Below are 18,293 nucleotides of genomic sequence, written 5' to 3'. Positions count from 1 at the left end.
CGGACTCGCTCAATACCCGCCCTTTGGCGATGCCGGCGTCGCCGTCGTCTTTTTATACGACGCCGCCAGATCCGCCGCGGCGCGGCTCAGCAAACCCGTGTCGGTGCCAACGGCGACGAAGGTGGCGCCTGCGGCGAGATAATCGGCGGCAATCGCCGGATCGGGGGCGAGCACGCCTGCCGCCTTGCCCGCGTTTCGCGCGATATGGATGCCGTGGCAAATGGCTTCGCGCACGCTGGCATCGCCGGGCTGGCCCAGCAGCCCCATCGACGCGCTCAGGTCCGCCGGACCAAAGAACACGCCGTCGATACCATCCACGGCCGCAATCGCCGGCAAATTCTCCATGCCCCGCACGGTTTCCACCTGCACCAGCACGCACAATTCGTCTGCCGCAGTGTTCAGGTAATCCGGTATCCGGTTCCAGCGCGATGCGCGCGCCAACGCACTGCCCACGCCGCGAATGCCTTGCGGTGGATAGCGGGTGGCCGCGACTGCTTCGGTGGCCTGCTCGGCCGTGTCGATCATCGGCAGCAGGAGCGTTTGGGCGCCGATGTCGAGCAACTGCTTGATAAACGCTGTGTCGCTGCGCACCGGACGCACCACCGGATGCGAGGCATACGCGGCCACCGCCTGCAATTGGGCCAGCGTGCTGCGCACGTCGTTCGGCGCATGCTCGTTGTCGATCAGCAGCCAGTCGAAACCGGCGGTGGCCAGCAGCTCGGTGACGTAGGCGTCGGCGAGCGCGGCCCACAGGCCGAATTGCGGTTTGCCTTCGGCGAGGGCGCGCTTGAAAGGGTTTTGCGGTGTGGGCATGTCGCTATCAACTCAAACGAACTGAAATGGACTCAAATGAAGTTCAGGCCGATTCCGCCCAACGGGCCGTAGTCGACGTGAAACGTGTCGCCCGCGCGCGCGGCGATCGGGCTGGTGAACGAACCGCTCAGGATCACGTCGTTCGCGTTGAGCATTTCGTCGTATGGGGCGATTTTGTTGGCGAGCCACGCCACGCCGGTGGCCGGATGATTCAAAACCGCGGCCGCCAATCCGCTTTCTTCCACCGCGCCGTTCCTGTAAAGCAACGCGCCGACCCAACGCAGATCGACATCCATTGGACGCACGGGGCGGCCGCCCAACACGATGCCCGCATTCGCCGCGAAGTCCGAGATCGTGTCGTAGACCTTGCGCGGCGCTTTGGTGTCGCGGTCGAACTGTTCGATGCGCGCGTCGATGATCTCCACGGCCGGCGTCACGTAAGCGGTCGCGTCCAGCACATCGAACAGCGTCACACCAGGGCCCTTCAACGGCTTGCTCAAGACGAACGCCAGTTCCACTTCCACGCGCGGCGCGATGAAGCGGTCCGCGCGAATATCCTGGCCATTCTCGATGAACATGCTGTCGAGCAACGGCGCGTAGTCCGGTTCGTCGATCTGCGAGGAGCGCTGCATGGCGCGTGAAGTGAGGCCGATTTTGCGGCCTTTGATCACGTGGCCTTCGGCGAGTTTGAGTTTCACCCACTCGCGCTGGATCGCGTAGCCATCCTGTACCGTCATCTGCGGATAAGCGGCGGAGAAGTGACGCAGTTGGGTACGCGTTTTCTCGGCATGGTCGAGTTGCGCCGCGAGGTCGCGGATAGTCTGTTCGTCTAGCATGGTGGAGTCTCGATGAGCCGCTATTCAGCCTTCAGGCGTGCGTGCAGGTTGTTGTGTTTCCACGTACCGGCTTCGCTGAACTCATTGATCTCCAGCGACAACGCGAGGCCGTGCTGTTCGAATTCAGCGGCGAAGTGCTGTTTGATGAGCGCGAACAAAGCGTCGCCGGTGGCCTTTTTCACGGCTTCGGAGCGGCCCGCGCCGATCTTCAGGTTCGCATGCAGGAAGGCCGCGTCGGCGCGCCCGTCGGCGATGCAGTACTGCTCGCAGCGCAAGGCGCGCACGCGGATGCCGCCGAGCGGATAGACCCGCTGTTCGTTCTCGCGCTGCGTGTCGAGGCTATGCGCGAGCGCGTTGCACAGTTGGCCGATGCTTGCGTGATCGGCGAGATTGGCGCTGTATTCGAGTGTGAGATGCGGCATGGCGGGCTCCTTCTTTGCAACTCAGGCGGGTAGCGGCGTAACCGGGAAGATCGCGTTGATCTGGCCAGTGCCCGAACTGCCGAAGTACGGCGTGACGACTTCCACTTTGCCGTCGTAGCGATCCCAGCCGAGCGCGCCGAGCAGCATGGCGGTGTCGTGCATGCCGCCTTCGCCCCAGCATTTCTCGTTGTAGAGCGGCAACATCTCGCAGAAGGTCTTCCAGTCGCCGGCTTCCCACAACTCGACCACCTTGCGGTCCATCAGTTCGAGAAACGGATTCCACACCTTGTGCATGAACTGCTCGGCCGTACCGTTGTTGGCGAAGTGGTGGCTGAGCGACCCGCTTGCCAGAATCGCGACGGTGCCGTCGTAACGCTCCTCGATCGCCTTGCGCACCGCGAGGCCGAAACGCGCGCTCGTGGCGAGGTCGTGCCACACGCACCAGCCCGCTACCGATACGGCCTTGAAATGCTGATCCGCATTCATGTAGCGCATCGGCACCAGCGTGCCATATTCGAGTCCGAGTGTGGTTTCGCTATGCGCGCGGCTCTTCACGCCCATTTCGTTGGCGACTTCCGCGATCAGATTGCCGAGTTCGACGTTGCCCGGACACGCGTACGGCATGTTCTTGATGAAATGCGGCAGTTCATTGCTCGTGTACACGCCTTCGAACTTCGGCGCGCAATTGATGTGGTATTCGCTGTTCACCAGCCAATGCACGTCGAACACGACGAAGGTATCCACACCCAGTTCGCGGCAACGCCGGCCGATTTCATGATGGCCGTCGATCGCCGGCTGCCGGCAGCCCTTATGGGGACCGTCGAGTTCGGACAGATATAACGACGGGACGTGCGTCACTTTTGCTGCCAATGCGAGCTTGCCCATCAAACCCCCCAGCGCGGAATGTGATGCGAGCCGAGCGATACGCAGACGTTCTTCGGTTCGAGGAACACTTCGTAGCTCCAGGTGCCGCCTTCGCGACCCACGCCGGATGCCTTGGTGCCGCCGAACGGCTGGCGCAGATCGCGCACGTTCTGGCTATTGACGAAGCACATGCCGGCTTCGACAGCGGCTGCGACGCGCAGCGCGCGGCCCGTGTTCTCGGTCCAGATGTAGCTCGACAGGCCGTAGGAGATGTCGTTGGCGAGCTTGATCGCGTCGGCTTCGTCGTCGAACGGAATCAGGCAGGCGACCGGGCCGAAGATTTCTTCCTGCGCGATGCGCATGCGATTGTCGACATCGACGAACACGGTGGGTTGGACGAAATTGCCTTTGCGCATGGCGTCGGGCAACTCGGGCATAGCAAGGCCGCCGCAGGCGAGCGTCGCGCCTTCTTTCGGACCCAGTTCGATATAGCTGCGCACCTTCGCCAGATGGCCCTGGCTGATCATGGGGCCGACAATGGTGCTGTCGGATAGCGGATCGCCCACGGTCAAACGCTTCGCGCGCTCGATGAAACGCTCGGCAAAACGTGCATAGATGGAGCGCTGCACGAGAATGCGCGAACCCGCCGTGCAGCGTTCGCCGTTGTTCGAGAAGATCATGAACACGGCGGCGTCCAGCGCGCGCTCGAAATCGGCGTCGTCGAAAATCACGAACGGCGACTTGCCGCCGAGTTCCATGGAGAACTTCTTCAGCCCCGCGGTTTGCACGATGCGGTTGCCGGTTGCCGTCGATCCGGTGAACGACACGGCATGCACGTCCGGATGCGCCACGAGCGGCTCGCCGGTTTCCTTGCCGAAGCCGTGCACCACGTTCAGCACGCCGGCTGGAATGCCGGCTTCGAGTGCGAGGTTGCCGAGCATCGAGGCCGTGAGCGGCGACAGTTCGCTCATCTTCAACACCGCCGTATTGCCGAACGCGAGGCAGGGCGCGACTTTCCATGTCGCGGTCATGAACGGCACGTTCCACGGCGAGATCAGCGCGCAGACGCCGACCGGATGAAACAGCGTGTAGTTCAGATGCGTATCGGTCGGATACGTATGGCCGTCCACGCGCGTGCACATCTCGGCGAAGTAGCTGAAGTTGTCTGCGGCGCGTGGCACGAGTTGCTTGCGCGTCTGCGAGATGGTCTGGCCGGTGTCTTTGGTTTCCGTTTCCGAGATCTCCGGCACATGCTTCGCGATCAGTTCTCCGAGCTTGCGGACCAGTTTCGCGCGTTCCGCGGCGGGCTTGCCGGCCCATGCGGGAAACGCGTTTTTCGCGGCGCGCACGGCGGCGTCGATTTCTTCCGCACCGCCCCGGGCCACCTCTGCGAGCACGTCTTGCGTGGCCGGGTTGACGGTCTCGAAGTAGTCTTTTGCGGCGCTGGCTTTACCGTCGATCAGGTGTTCGATTCGCATTGGCTTGTCCCCTGTAAAGCTGTCGATCAGGCGCGGTTGAAGTCCGCGTCGGATGCGATCGTATTGACGAGACGGCCAAGGCCGTCGATTTCGCAGACCACTTCGTCGCCCGCATTGACGTTGACAATGCCTTCCGGCGTGCCGGTCAGGATCACGTCGCCGGGCGCGAGGGTCATGAAGCTGCTCAGGTATTCGATCAGCGCCGGAATATCGGTGACGAGATCGCGCGTGTTGCCGTGTTGCTGGCGCGTACCGTTCACGAACGTGCGCAACTCCAGTTGCGTGACGTCTTCGACATCCGCGGCGTCGACGAACCAGGGGCCCAGCACCGTGCCGCCGTCGCGATTTTTCACGCGCAGGTTGGGGCGGTAGTAGTTTTCCAGGTAGTCGCGAATTGCGTAGTCGTTGGCGATCATGTAGCCGGCCACATGCTGCATGGCGTGCTCGCGCGTGACATTGCGGGCGGTTTGCCCGATGACGACAGCGAGTTCGCACTCGTAGTGCATGAAGGTGACGTCTGCGGGGCGGCGCGTCGTGCCGCGATGACCGAGCACCGTGCCCGGTCCCTTGAGAAACACGAGCGGCTCTTCCTGTTTGCTGAACTGCAATTCCTTTGCATGCTCGGCGTAGTTCAAACCGAGCGCGAAGATCGTGCCGACTTCGATCGGCGCAAGCCAGACCACTTCGTCTTCGCGACGCACGCGGCCATCGGCGAGACGCACGCCATGGGCATCAGGATAAGCTTCGTGAATCGCGCCTGCATACGCAACGCGGCCGCGCATCATGGCTGTTCTCCCCGTTGTGCTTCGGCGGCGACGAACGACACCGTGAGCGGCGGCATTGCACCGATCGACATGGTGGCCGTGTCGCCGATATGCGCGACCGGCGAACCGTGCGGCACGCCGAGCGTGATGACGTCGCCCGCGCTGAGTGTCATGAAGTCGGTCACGTCCGCGAGCAACTGCGCGACGTTGCGCACCGACGACGCAGTGTTCGCACTGAAACTCGCGCCATGGTTAAGCGAAACGTTGATCGGCAACGCGTCGGGCGCCGGCATATGACGCGCTGCAACCACAGCAGGTCCGACGACGCAGAAGCCGTCGCGTGCCCGGAATCGCACCGACGGCCGGTACACGCTCGTATGCGGCACGCTGAGATCGGCGACCAGTGTGTAGCCGGCAATGTAGTGCCATGCCTGTTCCGCACTAACGCGTGTTGCAGTGCGGCCGATCACGATGCCGAGCGACGCGCCGACTTCCACGCCCAACGCATTGTCCGGCACGACGACACGCGCGCGATGCCCGGCAAGCGTGTTGCGCGGCTTCAGATAGAGCACCGGCGCTTTGGGCGGCGCTTTATAGGGGGCGGCGTGCATCGCATCGCCCAACGCCGCGAGCGCGGCACGGTCGTTGAGCAAGGTTGCGTAGACAGCGCCGCCAACCGGCGCGCGGCACGCCATGCCGCGTGCGAGCAGCGCGGCCGCGGCGCTGGCATTCACATCGCGGGGCAGCGCCTCGCCTTCGGGATGCAGCAGGTGATCGGCAAGTGCAAACATATTCGACCTGTCTCTTGGCAAAAACACTAACATGTTAGTAGTATTGCGCTTGATATGATCCACGGTCAATAGCCTGTCGGCTGATCGCGGGTTTTCCCTTAAGTTTCGACGGCTGTTCTTTATCCTCTTTCACTATGTCCGCTTCCGCCTCGACCCGAGTTCTGCACCGCAACCTGCCAATGTTGCTGCTGCGCGCCAGAGAAAAAATGATGGAGCGTTTTCGCCCATTGATTACTGCGCATGGATTGACCGAACAGCAGTGGCGCGTGATTCGCGCGCTGAATGAACACGGTCCGATGGAACCGCGCCACATCTCCGATATCTGCACGATTTCGAGCCCGAGCATGGCCGGCGTGCTCGCGCGCATGGAGAGCATGGAACTGGTGACCAAGGAGCGCTTCGCGGAGGATCAGCGGCGCGTGCTGGTCTCGCTGACGGATACGAGCCGGGAACTGGTGCGCGTGATTTCCAGGGATCTCGAGGCGCATTACCGCGAGCTGGAGCGCAAGGTGGGAGCGGAGATCGTCGAGCGCGTGTATCGCGCCGTGGACGATCTGCTGGCCGGTCTGGAGGAAGAGGACGAGTGAAGTAGCGGTTCAGCGGCTCGGCGGCTCGGCGGGCGAGCCGCGTGCGGGTTTTACCAGCCCTGAAAGCGTCTCCATTCCACGCTGTCGCCGTCCGGTGTAACCGCGTGGTACTCGGGATACTGCGCGCCGGTCGCACACGCGTGATTCGGCAGGATGCGCAGTTTCATGCCGATCGGAAAGCGTTGCGTGATGTCGCCTGCGGCGTGAGGGGTCTCTCCAGTCGGGGAAAGAATGCCGTGTTCCTGATTGGCGCCGCTGATCAGATAGCCGGGCAGCGGCGTGCCGTTCAAGAGACACGGCTGGCCGTAACCGAAATCGTGCGATTGCTTCGACGTGCCGCGATCGCGGCTCATCGCCATCCAGCCCGCGTCGAGAATGGCCCAGCCCTTGTCCTCCTGATGACCGATCACGGTGGCGAGCACGCTGAGCGCGATGTCGTCGAGCGCGCACACGCCGACGTTGTGCATGACCAGATCGAACAGCACGTACACGCCGGCGCGCACTTCCGTGACGCCTTCCAGTTTTTCGGCGGCAAGCGCGGTCGGCGTCGAGCCGACACTGACCGCCGGGCATGCAATGCCGGCCTCGCGCAGCCGTTGCGCGGCGCGCACGCAGCCCGCGCGCTCCTGTTCCGCCAGTGCCGCTAGCGCCTCGGGCGTGTCGAGTTCGTAGCTGGAGCCGGCATGGGTCATCACGCCGCCTACCTTGACGCCGTTCTCATGGAGAATGCGGCCAACCTCAAGCAAGCTGTCCTGTTCCGGCGTGATGCCTGAGCGGTGCCCGTCCGTGTCCACTTCGATCCAGACCTCGAAGGTTTCGCCGTGCTGGTCGCCGAAGGCGGCAATGGCGGCAGCCGCAGTCGGATTGTCCACCACGAGCTTCAGATCGCACCCCTGGCGGCGCAGCGCGAGCGCTCGCGGCAACTTGGAAGGCGCCATGCTGACGGCGTAAAGAATGTCGCTGACACCCGCGGCAAAGAAGGCCTCCGCCTCCTTCAAGGTTGAAACGGTGATGCCGCGCGCGCCCGCTGCGATCTGTGCACGGACCACGTCGATGCATTTGGTGGTCTTCACGTGCGGACGAAACGCAACGCCGAGCGTGTTCATATGCCCCTGCATCCGCGCGATGTTCTTTTGCATCCGCGCAATGTCGATCAACGCGGCTGGGGTTTCGATCTGGTCGAGTTTCATGCTTTCACCGGGAAAATGGAGTCATGCAAGGTCATGCTGGTTCGCGCCGAAGCGCGCGAGCCACGGGACGAGCGAGTCGAGCGTCGGCGCTTCGATCTCGGGCGGCTGCGCACCGCTGACGAGCGGCAGGCCGACGCGGTTGTGCCAGTAGGTGCGCAAGCCGACGGCGGCCGTGCCGAACATGTCGTAGCTTGAGCCGGCTACGAATGCGGCTTCGTGCGCCGCTACGCCCAGTTTTTTGAGCGCGAGGCGGTAGGGCAGCGGGTCGGGTTTATACATGCCGGCTTCTTCGGCGGTGACGATGGCGTCCCAGCGAACCGGCAACAGGTTGGCGGCTTGCGTGCCGAGGCGCGCGGAACAGTTGGTGACGATGGCCAGCTTGCAGTGCGGCTCAAGCGTTTGCAACGCGTCGAGGGCGCCGCTCCACGGCGTAAGCGTCAGCCAGTCCGCCTCGAGCGCGAGCGCGGCGGATTCGGGCAGGCCGACTTGCGCGGCGGCTTCGCGCACCAGTTGTTCATACGCAATGTAGCGGCCACAGCCGTAGGTCAGGCGCAGATACGCGGCGCGCCATGCGCGGCCCGCGTGTTCGGAACCGGCGGCGCGATTCCATGAGGTCCAGGAGTCGAGCAGGGCGGTCAGGAGGTCGAACAGGACCGCTTTGGGATAGGTGGCGGGCGCGGAAGCGAGAGTCATGATCTAACCGGCAAGAAACGGTGAGCTGATTATAGAGTTTGATCCGCGTGGCGACGTTCAAATGGGCTAACTCATAGATTCAGTCAGACTGAATGCTTCATTCGTGACTTCGCGCGACCGGAGCGCGGCAGTCATCGCCGCCAGGGCGGCTGCGGCCTGAACCTGCTCTGCAAATACTGCATGAAATGGCGGGTGCGCGCCGGCAGCCCCGTTCGCTGGTGCGTGAGCGCGATGACGTCGGCAGCGGGCGCTTTCCATTCCGGCAGCAAACGGATGAGCCTGCCCTTGGCAAGGTCGTCGGCCACGTCCCATTCGGAACGCAGGATCACGCCGCGGCCTTCGCATGCCCATTGGCGGATCACGTCGCCGTCGTTGCAACTCAGGTGGGCGGATACGCGCACGCTGCGACGCGTGCGGCCTTTGCTGAACTGCCACAGCGAGACGTCTTCGTTATTCTCGCGCAGCACGATGCAGGGCAGTTTGCTCAATTCTTCTGGAGAGTCCGGCGTGCCCATTCGCTTGATCAATGCCGGCGCGGCGCAGACGAAACGCGCATTCGGCGCAATCGTGTAGCCGACCAGGTTCGACACCGGCAACTCGCCGATATGCACGACGATATCGAAACGGTCGGTTGTCTCGGTCAACGGGCGGTCGGAGAGCGTGAGCGCGATGTCGACATCCGGATGTTGCTGTTGAAACTCGGCAATCGCGGGTGCGAGGTGCCGCCGTCCGAACCCCAGCGGCGCGTTGATTCTCAGCGTGCCGACGAGCCCACCGCGGCGCATCTGCAAATCCTCGAACAGCGCGTCGAATTGCTGGACGAGCTCGGCGCCGCGTTCGCATAGCAACGTGCCTTCTTCCGTGAATTGCAGGCGACGCGCGGAGCGGTTCACCAGTTGCGCGCCCAGTTTCTTTTCGAGTTGCTGAAGGCGCTGGGTGACCGCTGAGGGCGACAACCCCAGCTTTCGCGCCGCGGCGATCAGGCTGCCGTTTTCGCGCAGTGTCAACAGGAAGCGGATATCGGCCGAGTCGTTCATGGCAGCAACGTTTGAGTTCGCAAATCTGGCAGCTTAAAGTGTTTGAATGCGCGCTTCCAGTTGGACTTGCGCATGCGCCGAAGAAGGCAGCCTGGTTTGCAAGGTAAAGTGACGCTTCTGTCACCCGGTAGGCGGCACGAGCGGCTAAAGTGCGCGTTTGCGCCGATTTCCGGTTACTTTCATTTGAAGAGAAGTCCAAATGCCGTTGTCCAATGGGCCGTCGAACGGCCTGTCAAACGATGCTGCGCAGAACAGCGCCTTGAAACAGGCGGTGTTTCTGCACACGGGCTGGCGTAGTGCGGGAACGTGGGTCTGGTCGCGTCTGCGCGAACTCGAGACCGTGACTGCCTTCTATGAACCGCTCAGCAATGTGCTCGCGGACCTGAGCCTCGCCGACGTTTCCGCGTCGCGTCCCACGCTGACTTCCGGGCACCCGCCGCTTGCCGCGCCGTACTTTGAAGAATACCGACCGTTTTTGCAGGAGAGTACTCGCGGTGTGGCCGGATACCGGAGGGGCTTCAGTCTCGATCGCTTCGCAAGCGAGCCGGACGCGGCGTTTGCCCCACTGCAAGCCTATTTGCGCAATCTGTGCGAGCGCACCACCGAACAGGGCCGCGTACCGGTTTTCAAGTTTTGCCGTTCGTCAGGCCGTCTGCCCTGGCTGAAGCAGGCTTTTCCGCGGGCCATGCACGTGGGCGTGTTGCGCAATCCGGCGTCGCAGTTCGCATCGGGATGGTTGCTCAGCCGGCAATGGAGCAATCCGTTCTTCGTGGCTGCGCCGTTTCGTGTGCTGGGGCTGAATCAGACGGATCCGCTGGTCAGGCAGGCTATCGAAATCTGCGGCGTGAGTTTGCCGCCTGCCGCGCCCACTTCGGAAGACGCTTATGCAGCGGCGTGCGAGCACTATGCGCGCACGGCGGAAGGCAATAACGCGTATCGGGCATTCGTCGCGTTGTGGATTCTTTGTGCGTTGCGCATGGCGGACGGGGTCGATCTGCTGGTCGACATCGACCGGCTTGGGGCCTCGCGCGACTACGCGCGGGAATTGAGCGCGGCGTTCGAAACGCAAAGCGGTTTGTCGCCCGACTTCGGCAGCGCACGCGACCTGGTTGAAGAGACGCGTCGCAGCGTCGCACGCATGAACGGAATCGATGGACGAGCCATGCGCACGGTGCATTCCGCTGCGCTCAAATTCCTCAAGGCGCATGCCGGGGCTAATGCCGCCTTCGTGGAAGTGATCCGCGAGAAGATGGTGCTCGCCAACGAATTGACCGACGCATGGCGCTGAGCATTCGCCGCGCGCGGTGACCGGCACCGAACGCGGCGAGGCGGGCTCGCCGCCCGCCGCCTAGGCGGCCGCCGAAACGGCCGCGCGCAAACCCAGCAGGTAACTGTCGACCCCAAAGCCGCAAATCTGTCCTTTGACGATTTCCGCAAAGACGGATTGATGCCTGAACGCTTCGCGCGCGTGGATGTTCGACATGTGGACCTCCACCACCGGCACCGTCAAGATCGCCAGCGCATCACGAATGCCGTAGCTGTAATGCGTCCATGCGCCGGCGTTGATCATGACGCCGTCGGCGTTGTCCGTGAAGGCCTGATGGATGCGCTCGCACATGGCCGCCTCGCTGTTGGTCTGAAAGCTCTCGACCTGGACGCCCAGTTCCTTACCCAATGCCTGCAAGCTGCTATCGATCTCGGCGAGCGTCACCGTGCCGTATTGCACGGGGTCACGCTTGCCGAACATGTTGTGATTGATGCCGTGGAGCATCACGAACGTTTTCATGGAGCTTCCCTCGCGTGACGGAATTAGTGGTGTGGGCGGCGCGACGTCAATGGGCCGCGGCGACTGCGGGCGTCGTCTCGATCGCGAGGCCCGTGTCGGCCGCTGCGGCGATCGCCTCGGTAATGCGCAGGTTCTGCAGGCCGTCGCTGGCGCTCACGAGCGGAACTGCTTCTCTTCGAATGACACGCACGAAATGGTCGAGTTGAAGCTTGAGCGGATCGTCGCGGGTCGTGTCGGCGACGCCGGTTTCGAAGGGTTTCCACCACGAACGATCCGCGGCTTCCCGATAGGTCTTCAGCCGCATGGTGGGCACGGCGAGCGAGCCGAAAGTGCCCGCGATCACATAGCAGTCTTCATCCGGATACGAAGGGTAAGCCTTGTTTTCCTGCGAGGTCTGTTCCCAACTGCGAGCGCTTGCCGCCGTGTCCGACAGCATGAAGCTGCCGAGCGCGCCGCTCGCGAAGCGCAGGTTGATCGCCACCGTGTCTTCGACTGGAAAGCCGCGCGTCGCGTGCGAGGAAAACGCCTGCACGGCGACGATATCGCCGCATAGCATGCGCAGGTTGTGCACCTCGTGGATCATGTTGAGCAGAATCGGGCCACCGCCCGGCTGGCGCCGCCATGGAGCGTCGGAGAAGTACTGGTCTGGCTTGAAAAAGACCGCGCTGCCCATCACCGCGACCAGTTTGCCGAGCCGGCCTTCGTCGATCAGTTGCCTTGCGCGGGCCATGATCGGACTGTGCGCGCGATGATGCCCGATCAGCAACGGCACGCCGCAGCGCTCGACCTCGCGGACCAGCGCCTCGGCGGCGTCGACCGTGGGCGCTATCGGCTTTTCGAGGAGCGTCGGCACGCCGGCCGCGAGGCAGGTCAACGCGTGCTCTACGTGCAACTGGTTCGGTGTGGCCAGAATCACGCCGTCCGGACGATCCCGTTCGAGCAGTTCCTCGAGCGTCCGGTAAAGCGGAACGCCGGCCTGGAAGGCGAGCGCTTGCGCCGCCGACGACGGATCGACGATCGCCGACAGCGTGCATGTGCCGCTCTGCTGGGCGACAGCCATGTGCGCGCGGCCGATGTAACCCGCGCCCGCTACGGCGATCCGGATCCGGTTCATGGGTGAATTCCTCCGAAGGTCGGGAGCGCGCGATTACGCGAGTGCTTTCTTCGCTTCAGCCATGGTCTCGGCGCGCATGCGCTCATAGCTGACTTTGTCGATCGGTACCGCATTGGGCTCGCCCAGATCGCTCAGCTTGACGCGGTAGTTCTCGCGTGCGCTCCATGCGGTCACCGCTGCAATGATGGTGATGCCGAAGGTGATCGCGCCGATGATGAGCGGCACGTTGTGCGATCCGGGCGGCGCGACATAGGCAAACAGCGCGGGCAGCAGGGCGGTGATCGTCGTGCCGATGTTCTGGCCGATGGCCATGGCGGAGACCCGTGAGCGGGTCGGGAACAGTTCCGGATAGAAGCTTGGAAAAGTGGCGTTATACCCTTGATAGATGATGCCCCACATGAGGATCGACATGACCATGGCGAGCGGCACGTTGCGGATGCTGATCGCGTAGAGGTAGCCGAACGAGAGCAGACCCGCGCCGAGCGCGCCGACGATGATCGGCAGGCGCCGGCCGATCCGGTCGGACAGATTGCCCACATAGGGAATCACCAGCACGGCGACGATGTTGCCGATCACCGGAATCCACAGATAGACGCTCTTGGAAAAACCGATGCCGTACGAAGCCTGCACCGCGTAGGCCGCGCCGAAGATCGTGGCAACGACCGGGATCACGTTCATCAGCGAGCAGCCGACCACGCGCAGCATATCGCCCCAGTTGTAGCGGAAGGCTTCGACAATCGGCGATTTGGGCACGTTGCCGCTCTCGTCTTCCTTGGCGAAGGCGGGCGTTTCGTGGACCTCGCGGCGAATGATGTAGCCGGCAATCAGCACCACCGCGCTCAACAGGAAGGGAATACGCCAGCCCCAAGAATTGAACGAGCTCTCTTCCATGTAATACGCGAGCGGCAGGAATACCGCGGCGGCGAGAATCTGGCCCGCCTGCACGCCTTGCAGCGTAAAGCTCGCGTAATAGCCGCGCCGTCCGAATGGTGCGTGTTCGAGAATCATCGAACTCGCGCCCGAGATTTCACCGGCCACCGCGAAGCCCTGAATCAGACGAAACACCACCAGCAGGGCGGGGGCGAGCAGCCCCACCTGATGGTAGGTGGGCAGGAAGCCGACCGCCATCGTCGAGATGCCCATCAGGAACATGCAGACGAGCAGGACGTTCTTGCGGCCGTGGGTGTCGCCCCAATGCCCAAGCACCAGCGCACCGATCGGCCGCGCGACGTAACCGACCCCATACGTGGCGAGCGAAGCCACGATCGCGATCTTCGGATTGCCCGAAGGAAAGAACAACTGCGGAAAGATCAGCGCCGCTGCCTGCGCGTAGATGAAGAAATCATAGTACTCGAGCGCTGAGCCGATCCAGCCGCTGGCGGTTGCCTTGCGAGCCTGCGAGCGGTGCTCATGGCCTCCCGCCGATGTATTCGTTTCCATGTCGTCTCCTGAACAGAAATGTTTGATCAGCTTCTACGGCTGATTCATTTGCGTCCTGAAAGTGAAACTATGCAAGCCAGGATTTACCGGGGCACGGTCTGCGAGCGGTGCCCGAATGCTGCCGTGCAGCGAGTGAATCCACGGTCATAGGGTTAACCAGTGCCTGGTTGTCCGGAGTATTTGTCAGACCCCGCCCCGGCTTGCCCGATCGACTCGTTAAGGCTAGGGTAATGTGCTTCTGTACCGACACAATGCGGCCCAATGGAAAATCAGAATGCGCTCACAGCCAGCAATGAGTCTTTCCTGCGCGACCTCCAGTTGTTCTGCAACATTGCCCGCCGGGGCAGCTTCGTGGCGGCATCGACTGACATGGGGCTGTCGCCCTCCCATGTGAGCAAGCGCCTTGCCATGCTGGAAGCGAGTCTCGGTGTGAAGCTCTTTCAGCGCACCACGCGCCGCGTCAGCATGACGAGCGACGGCGAGGCCGCTTTGCAGTGGGCGCAGAAAATACTCGACGACGTGCAGGGCATGGCCGACGCGTTCGCCGACCGGCGCACCGAGTTGCGTGGTTTGCTGCGCATCAGCACGAGCTTGAGGCTCGGCCGCAAACACGTTTCGCCGATTCTGGCCATGCTGCGCAAGCGGCATCCGAACCTCGAGATCTGGCTGGAATTGCTGGACCGGCGCGCGGACCTCGTCGGCGAGAACTTCGATATCGACATTCGGGTGGGGGCAGTGCAGGAGCCTCACCTGATTGCGCACAAGATCGTGGAGAGTGCGCGAATACTCTGCGCATCGCCCGAATATCTGGAACGTCGCGGCGCGCCGGTCGAACTGGCCGAGCTGGCGCAGCACGATTGCCTGCTGTTTCGCGGGCGCGACGACCGCTTCGGCGTGTGGCGCCTGAGTGGGCCGGACGGCGAAAAGAGCGTGAAGGTGACGGGCAGCGTTGCGTCCAACCTCAGCGATATCGTGGTGCAGTGGGCGAGGGATGGCTTCGGCGTGGTGATGGTATCGATCTGGGATGTCGCCGAGAGCCTGCGTGCAGGCGAACTGGTGCGTGTACTGCCCGACTACATGCAATCCGCCGACGTATGGGCGGTGACGGCGGAGCGGTTGTCGTCGTCGGCGAAGGTCCAGGTGTGCATCGAGTTCCTCAGGGAGCAGCTGACGAGTGGGCCGCATGCGCTGGTGACGCGCGGCGTGGGCGGGTTTTGACCGGAATGGTCGTGACGCCGCTCGAGCCTGAGCGAGATCCACGTTCCAATACAGTTGTCACGCAGAAAACAATACAGTGAGGCGCGGTTTTATTTGGCTGTATCGGGAGTATGACCGGCACCGTCGATACAGTTGGCAAGTCTCGATGGAGCCTGCCGGCGAGCGGATGCCCGCTCAGGGTGGTGCGACGTAGCCCGATTTTTTGCCTATGCCCCGGCGCTGGCATGCCGCGGTTGATCCCGAACACGAGGTAAGACATGAATGCAGTGAATGAACAAGCAAAGCTGTCGGTGCAGCAGTTGGGCCATTACATCGGCGGTGCGCCGGCCGCGCCGGCCAGCGGCCGTTTCAAGGACGTGTTCAATCCCGCCACCGGCAAGGTGACCGGCTCGGTCGCCCTCGCGTCGGTCGAGGAAGTGGATGCGGCGGTCCAGGCCGCCAAGGCCGCTTTTCCCGCCTGGAGCGAGACCGCGCCGCTCAAGCGCGCGCGCATTCTGTTCAAGTTCAAGGAACTGCTCAACCAGCATCACGACGAACTGGCCATGCTGATTACACGCGAACACGGCAAGGTGTTCACGGACGCGCAGGGCGAAGTGGTGCGCGGCATCGAAGTGGTCGAGTTCGCGTGCGGCATTCCGAACCTGCTCAAGACCGATTTCACCGACCAGATCGGCGGCGGCATCGACAACTGGAATCTGCGTCAGGCCCTCGGTGTGGTCGCCGGCATCACCCCGTTCAATTTCCCTGTCATGGTGCCGATGTGGATGTTCCCGGTCGCACTCGCCTGCGGCAACACGTTCGTGCTGAAACCCTCGGAGCGTGATCCGTCGGCGTCGCTGCGGATTGCCGAATTGCTGAAGGAAGCCGGTTTGCCCGACGGCGTGTTCAACGTCGTCAACGGCGACAAGGTGGCGGTGGATGCGCTGATCGATCACCCGGACGTGGCGGCGCTGTCGTTCGTGGGCTCCACGCCGATCGCCGAATACATTCACACGGAAGCGTCGAAGCGCGGCAAGCGCGTGCAGGCGCTCGGCGGTGCGAAGAATCATCTGGTGGTCATGCCGGACGCCGATCTCGACCAGGCGGTCGACGCGCTGATCGGCGCGGCCTATGGGTCGGCAGGCGAGCGCTGCATGGCGATCTCGGTCGCGGTGGCGGTCGGCAACGTGGCCGACAAGCTGATCGAAAAGCTGGTGCCGCGCGTCAAATCGCTCGTCATCAAGAACGGCGAAAATCTCGACGCCGAAATGGGTCCGCTGGTTACCGCCGAACATAAGGCCAAGGTGGCCGGTTATATCGCCTCGGGCGAAGCGGAAGGCGCGAAGCTGATCGTCGACGGCCGCGCGCACGCGGTGGCGAGCGAAGACGGCTTCTTTATCGGCGGCACGCTGTTCGACCACGTCGGCACGGAAATGAAGATCTACAAGGAAGAGATCTTCGGCCCGGTGCTGGCGGTGGTGCGTGTACCCGATTTCGCGAGCGCCGTTGAGTTGATCAACGCGCACGAGTTCGGCAACGGCGTGTCGCTCTTCACGTCGGACGGCGGTGTGGCGCGTGCGTTCGGCCGGCAGATTCAGGTAGGCATGGTGGGCATCAACGTGCCGATTCCGGTGCCGATGGCATGGCATTCGTTCGGCGGCTGGAAGCGTTCGCTGTTCGGCGACCATCACGCCTATGGTGAAGAGGGCGTGCGCTTCTATACGCGCTACAAGAGCATCATGCAACGCTGGCCGGACAGCATTGCCAAGGGGGCTGAATTCACGATGCCGGTGGCGAAGTAGGTCTTCTGGCGAGTCTGCCGGAATGAGAAAGCCGCGCCTGGTCAGGCGCGGCTTTTTTGCATCAGGCCTTCACAACGGCTTGTTAAACGCCCGAAGACGAATCTTCTTCCACTTCGCTCAACACGGCGTTCTGCACGGCGACCGCGGGGCTCACATACGCGGGCGCCTGGCGCGGATCGTCGACGCTATAGCGCAACCGCCCGCCCTGGACATACACACGCAACTGGCGGTACTTCACCAGATAGAGCAAGCCGACCACCGCCGCCGCGAATCCCGATGCCGCGCCCACGCCGAGCGCCCAGCGCGGGCCGAAACGGTCGGCGACCCAACCGACCACCGGCGCGCCGAGCGGCGTGCCACCCAACGCGATGGCCAGCAGAATCGCGATGACCCGGCCGCGCATGGCGGGCTCGGTGGAGAGTTGCACGAGACTGTTGGTAGAGGTCGTGAAGGTTTGCGTCGATACGCCGATCACGATCAGCACAAGGCCGAACAACACATAGTTCGGCATGAGCGAGGCCACGGTACAGCCCACGCCAAACACGCCCGCCGCGCCGAGCAGCAGCGCCATGCGCGGTTTCGCCCGGCGCGCGGCAAGCAGCGCGCCGGTCACGGAGCCGATCGCCATGGTCGAACTCAATACGCCGTATTCGCCGGCACCCGCATGAAATGCGGTGACCGACATCGTCGAGATGAAGATCGGGAAATTCAGGCCGAACGTGCCGATCAGGAACAGCATCAGCAAAGCGGCCTTCAGGTCGGGACGCTTCCACACGTATTTGAAGCCTTCCACGAAACTGCCGCGTGAGCGCACCGCGCGCGGCTTCAGATGCAGTTCGCTCACCCGCAGCATGCGCAGCGAACCGAGTACCGCGACGAAAGACAGCGCGTTGATGAGAAACACCCAGCCGGTGCCCACGGAAGCAATCAGTAGCCCCGCGATGGCAGGGCCGATCATGCGCGCCGCGTTGAACGAGGTGGAATTCAGCGCGACCGCGTTCGACAGATCGTGCTCGCCGACCAGATCCGACACGAAGGTCTGCCGTGCCGGCGAATCGAACGCGGTGACGCAGCCGAGCAGCCCCGCGAAGACATAGACCTGCCACAGTTGTACGAGCCCGGTGACGGTCAGGATGCCGAGACCCAGCGCGAGAGACCCCATGGCCGCCTGGGTCGCGAACAGCAGCTTGCGGCGGTCGAAGTGATCGGCGGCATAACCGGTCAGCGGCAACAGCAGCATTTGCGGCCCGAATTGCAGCGACATGACGATACCCACGGCGGTCGCGTTGTGCTGCGTGAGTTCCGTGAGGACGAGCCAATCCTGCGCCGTGCGTTGCATCCACGTGCCGACGTTGGAGACGATCGCACCGCTTGCCCAGACCCGGTAGTTGAAATTGCTCAGCGAACGGAAAGTGCCATTCACCGGGCTGTTCCCTGATGAAGGATGCGGGCGGCGTTCACGCTACGGCGCGGGTTCGA

18 protein-coding genes are annotated in these 18,293 nt (G+C 63.2%); 4 read left to right on the top strand and 14 right to left on the bottom strand.

Translation table 11 applies throughout. From position 1 onward, the window contains the following. Positions 1-9: 9 nt before the first annotated feature. Genes hpaI through P0D71_RS16240 form a run of 7 tightly spaced genes read right to left on the bottom strand, consistent with a single transcriptional unit; the run spans position 10 to position 5,968 of the window. Positions 10-813 carry a 4-hydroxy-2-oxoheptanedioate aldolase gene (gene hpaI / locus P0D71_RS16270; protein ID WP_408480982.1) on the bottom strand — a complete coding sequence of 268 codons (804 nt, stop codon included), beginning with the start codon at positions 811-813 and terminating at the stop codon, positions 10-12. 32 nt (positions 814-845) lie between these two features. Further along, positions 846-1,649, bottom strand: a complete 804-nt coding sequence (hpaH, locus tag P0D71_RS16265) for a 2-oxo-hept-4-ene-1,7-dioate hydratase (RefSeq protein ID WP_408300788.1) — start codon at positions 1,647-1,649, stop codon at positions 846-848. A 20-nt stretch (positions 1,650-1,669) separates the two neighbouring features. Then, a complete protein-coding gene (locus P0D71_RS16260; RefSeq protein WP_091802438.1) occupies positions 1,670-2,071 on the bottom strand; it encodes a 5-carboxymethyl-2-hydroxymuconate Delta-isomerase in 402 nt (133 codons plus the stop codon). A 21-nt stretch (positions 2,072-2,092) separates the two neighbouring features. Next, positions 2,093-2,956 (bottom strand): 3,4-dihydroxyphenylacetate 2,3-dioxygenase, encoded by an 864-nt coding sequence (hpaD, locus tag P0D71_RS16255; RefSeq protein ID WP_408181979.1) that lies wholly within the window; start codon positions 2,954-2,956, stop codon positions 2,093-2,095. Further along, positions 2,956-4,413: a 5-carboxymethyl-2-hydroxymuconate semialdehyde dehydrogenase gene (gene hpaE / locus P0D71_RS16250; RefSeq protein WP_408480981.1), complete on the bottom strand. Its 1,458-nt coding sequence runs from the start codon at positions 4,411-4,413 to the stop codon at positions 2,956-2,958. Before hpaE ends, hpaD begins: the two co-directional genes overlap by 1 nt. 26 nt (positions 4,414-4,439) lie before the next feature. Beyond that, positions 4,440-5,198, bottom strand: coding sequence for a fumarylacetoacetate hydrolase family protein (locus P0D71_RS16245; protein WP_408348316.1), 759 nt, complete (start codon positions 5,196-5,198; stop codon positions 4,440-4,442). Beyond that, positions 5,195-5,968: a fumarylacetoacetate hydrolase family protein gene (locus P0D71_RS16240; RefSeq protein ID WP_408480979.1), complete on the bottom strand. Its 774-nt coding sequence runs from the start codon at positions 5,966-5,968 to the stop codon at positions 5,195-5,197. The genes P0D71_RS16245 and P0D71_RS16240 overlap by 4 nt, the downstream gene beginning before the upstream one ends. A 179-nt stretch (positions 5,969-6,147) precedes the next feature. On the opposite strand from P0D71_RS16240, the gene hpaR reads away from it, so the two are divergent. After that, positions 6,148-6,555, top strand: coding sequence for a homoprotocatechuate degradation operon regulator HpaR (gene hpaR / locus P0D71_RS16235; protein WP_408300778.1), 408 nt, complete (start codon positions 6,148-6,150; stop codon positions 6,553-6,555). Between the two features lie 50 nt (positions 6,556-6,605). Here the strand turns inward: hpaR and P0D71_RS16230 are convergent, their stop codons facing one another. The 3 genes from P0D71_RS16230 to P0D71_RS16220 all read right to left on the bottom strand — a co-directional run bounded on the left by P0D71_RS16230 (position 6,606) and on the right by P0D71_RS16220 (position 9,475). Continuing rightward, positions 6,606-7,745 (bottom strand): DSD1 family PLP-dependent enzyme, encoded by a 1,140-nt coding sequence (locus tag P0D71_RS16230; protein ID WP_408480978.1) that lies wholly within the window; start codon positions 7,743-7,745, stop codon positions 6,606-6,608. 21 nt (positions 7,746-7,766) lie between these two features. Beyond that, a complete protein-coding gene (locus tag P0D71_RS16225; RefSeq protein ID WP_408480976.1) occupies positions 7,767-8,438 on the bottom strand; it encodes an HAD family hydrolase in 672 nt (223 codons plus the stop codon). Between the two features lie 131 nt (positions 8,439-8,569). Further along, positions 8,570-9,475, bottom strand: a complete 906-nt coding sequence (locus tag P0D71_RS16220) for a LysR family transcriptional regulator (RefSeq protein ID WP_408480975.1) — start codon at positions 9,473-9,475, stop codon at positions 8,570-8,572. A 199-nt stretch (positions 9,476-9,674) separates the two neighbouring features. Here P0D71_RS16220 and P0D71_RS16215 point away from each other — a divergent pair, with 199 nt between their 5' ends. After that, positions 9,675-10,763, top strand: a complete 1,089-nt coding sequence (locus P0D71_RS16215) for a hypothetical protein (protein ID WP_408480974.1) — start codon at positions 9,675-9,677, stop codon at positions 10,761-10,763. A gap of 60 nt (positions 10,764-10,823) precedes the next feature. Here the strand turns inward: P0D71_RS16215 and aroQ are convergent, their stop codons facing one another. The 3 genes from aroQ to P0D71_RS16200 are packed head-to-tail and all read right to left on the bottom strand — an operon-like array spanning position 10,824 to position 13,815. After that, entirely contained in the window at positions 10,824-11,261 is a 438-nt protein-coding gene (gene aroQ / locus P0D71_RS16210; protein WP_408300768.1) for a type II 3-dehydroquinate dehydratase, read from the bottom strand. Positions 11,262-11,307: 46 nt separating this feature from the next. Next, entirely contained in the window at positions 11,308-12,375 is a 1,068-nt protein-coding gene (locus P0D71_RS16205) for a Gfo/Idh/MocA family protein (protein ID WP_408480972.1), read from the bottom strand. Positions 12,376-12,408: 33 nt separating this feature from the next. After that, positions 12,409-13,815, bottom strand: coding sequence for an MFS transporter (locus tag P0D71_RS16200; RefSeq protein ID WP_408480971.1), 1,407 nt, complete (start codon positions 13,813-13,815; stop codon positions 12,409-12,411). A gap of 261 nt (positions 13,816-14,076) precedes the next feature. Here P0D71_RS16200 and P0D71_RS16195 point away from each other — a divergent pair, with 261 nt between their 5' ends. Further along, complete coding sequence (locus P0D71_RS16195) at positions 14,077-15,033, top strand: LysR family transcriptional regulator (RefSeq protein WP_408480970.1); 957 nt, start codon at positions 14,077-14,079, stop codon at positions 15,031-15,033. A gap of 257 nt (positions 15,034-15,290) precedes the next feature. Beyond that, positions 15,291-16,814, top strand: coding sequence for a CoA-acylating methylmalonate-semialdehyde dehydrogenase (locus tag P0D71_RS16190; RefSeq protein ID WP_408300764.1), 1,524 nt, complete (start codon positions 15,291-15,293; stop codon positions 16,812-16,814). A gap of 82 nt (positions 16,815-16,896) precedes the next feature. On the opposite strand, the gene P0D71_RS16185 is transcribed toward P0D71_RS16190, so the two are convergent. Beyond that, positions 16,897-18,237 (bottom strand): MFS transporter, encoded by a 1,341-nt coding sequence (locus P0D71_RS16185; protein WP_408480968.1) that lies wholly within the window; start codon positions 18,235-18,237, stop codon positions 16,897-16,899. Positions 18,238-18,293: the final 56 nt, after the last annotated feature.

It is taken from the genome of Paraburkholderia sp. RL17-383-BIF-A (assembly GCF_046028015.1).
Taxonomy (GTDB): domain Bacteria; phylum Pseudomonadota; class Gammaproteobacteria; order Burkholderiales; family Burkholderiaceae; genus Paraburkholderia.
This window is presented reverse-complemented; position numbering and strand designations above follow the sequence as displayed.

Coding starts and splice junctions, on each gene's coding strand:
- P0D71_RS16220 (WP_408480975.1), bottom strand. CDS start 9,475: ATGAACGACTCGGCCGATATCCGCTTCCTGTTGACACTGCGCGAAAAC.
- aroQ (WP_408300768.1), bottom strand. CDS start 11,261: ATGAAAACGTTCGTGATGCTCCACGGCATCAATCACAACATGTTCGGC.
- P0D71_RS16240 (WP_408480979.1), bottom strand. CDS start 5,968: ATGTTTGCACTTGCCGATCACCTGCTGCATCCCGAAGGCGAGGCGCTG.
- P0D71_RS16215 (WP_408480974.1), top strand. CDS start 9,675: ATGCCGTTGTCCAATGGGCCGTCGAACGGCCTGTCAAACGATGCTGCG.
- hpaI (WP_408480982.1), bottom strand. CDS start 813: ATGCCCACACCGCAAAACCCTTTCAAGCGCGCCCTCGCCGAAGGCAAA.
- P0D71_RS16245 (WP_408348316.1), bottom strand. CDS start 5,198: ATGATGCGCGGCCGCGTTGCGTATGCAGGCGCGATTCACGAAGCTTAT.
- hpaD (WP_408181979.1), bottom strand. CDS start 2,956: ATGGGCAAGCTCGCATTGGCAGCAAAAGTGACGCACGTCCCGTCGTTA.
- P0D71_RS16230 (WP_408480978.1), bottom strand. CDS start 7,745: ATGAAACTCGACCAGATCGAAACCCCAGCCGCGTTGATCGACATTGCG.
- hpaE (WP_408480981.1), bottom strand. CDS start 4,413: ATGCGAATCGAACACCTGATCGACGGTAAAGCCAGCGCCGCAAAAGAC.
- P0D71_RS16205 (WP_408480972.1), bottom strand. CDS start 12,375: ATGAACCGGATCCGGATCGCCGTAGCGGGCGCGGGTTACATCGGCCGC.
- P0D71_RS16260 (WP_091802438.1), bottom strand. CDS start 2,071: ATGCCGCATCTCACACTCGAATACAGCGCCAATCTCGCCGATCACGCA.
- P0D71_RS16190 (WP_408300764.1), top strand. CDS start 15,291: ATGAATGCAGTGAATGAACAAGCAAAGCTGTCGGTGCAGCAGTTGGGC.
- hpaH (WP_408300788.1), bottom strand. CDS start 1,649: ATGCTAGACGAACAGACTATCCGCGACCTCGCGGCGCAACTCGACCAT.
- P0D71_RS16225 (WP_408480976.1), bottom strand. CDS start 8,438: ATGACTCTCGCTTCCGCGCCCGCCACCTATCCCAAAGCGGTCCTGTTC.
- P0D71_RS16200 (WP_408480971.1), bottom strand. CDS start 13,815: ATGGAAACGAATACATCGGCGGGAGGCCATGAGCACCGCTCGCAGGCT.
- hpaR (WP_408300778.1), top strand. CDS start 6,148: ATGTTGCTGCTGCGCGCCAGAGAAAAAATGATGGAGCGTTTTCGCCCA.
- P0D71_RS16195 (WP_408480970.1), top strand. CDS start 14,077: ATGGAAAATCAGAATGCGCTCACAGCCAGCAATGAGTCTTTCCTGCGC.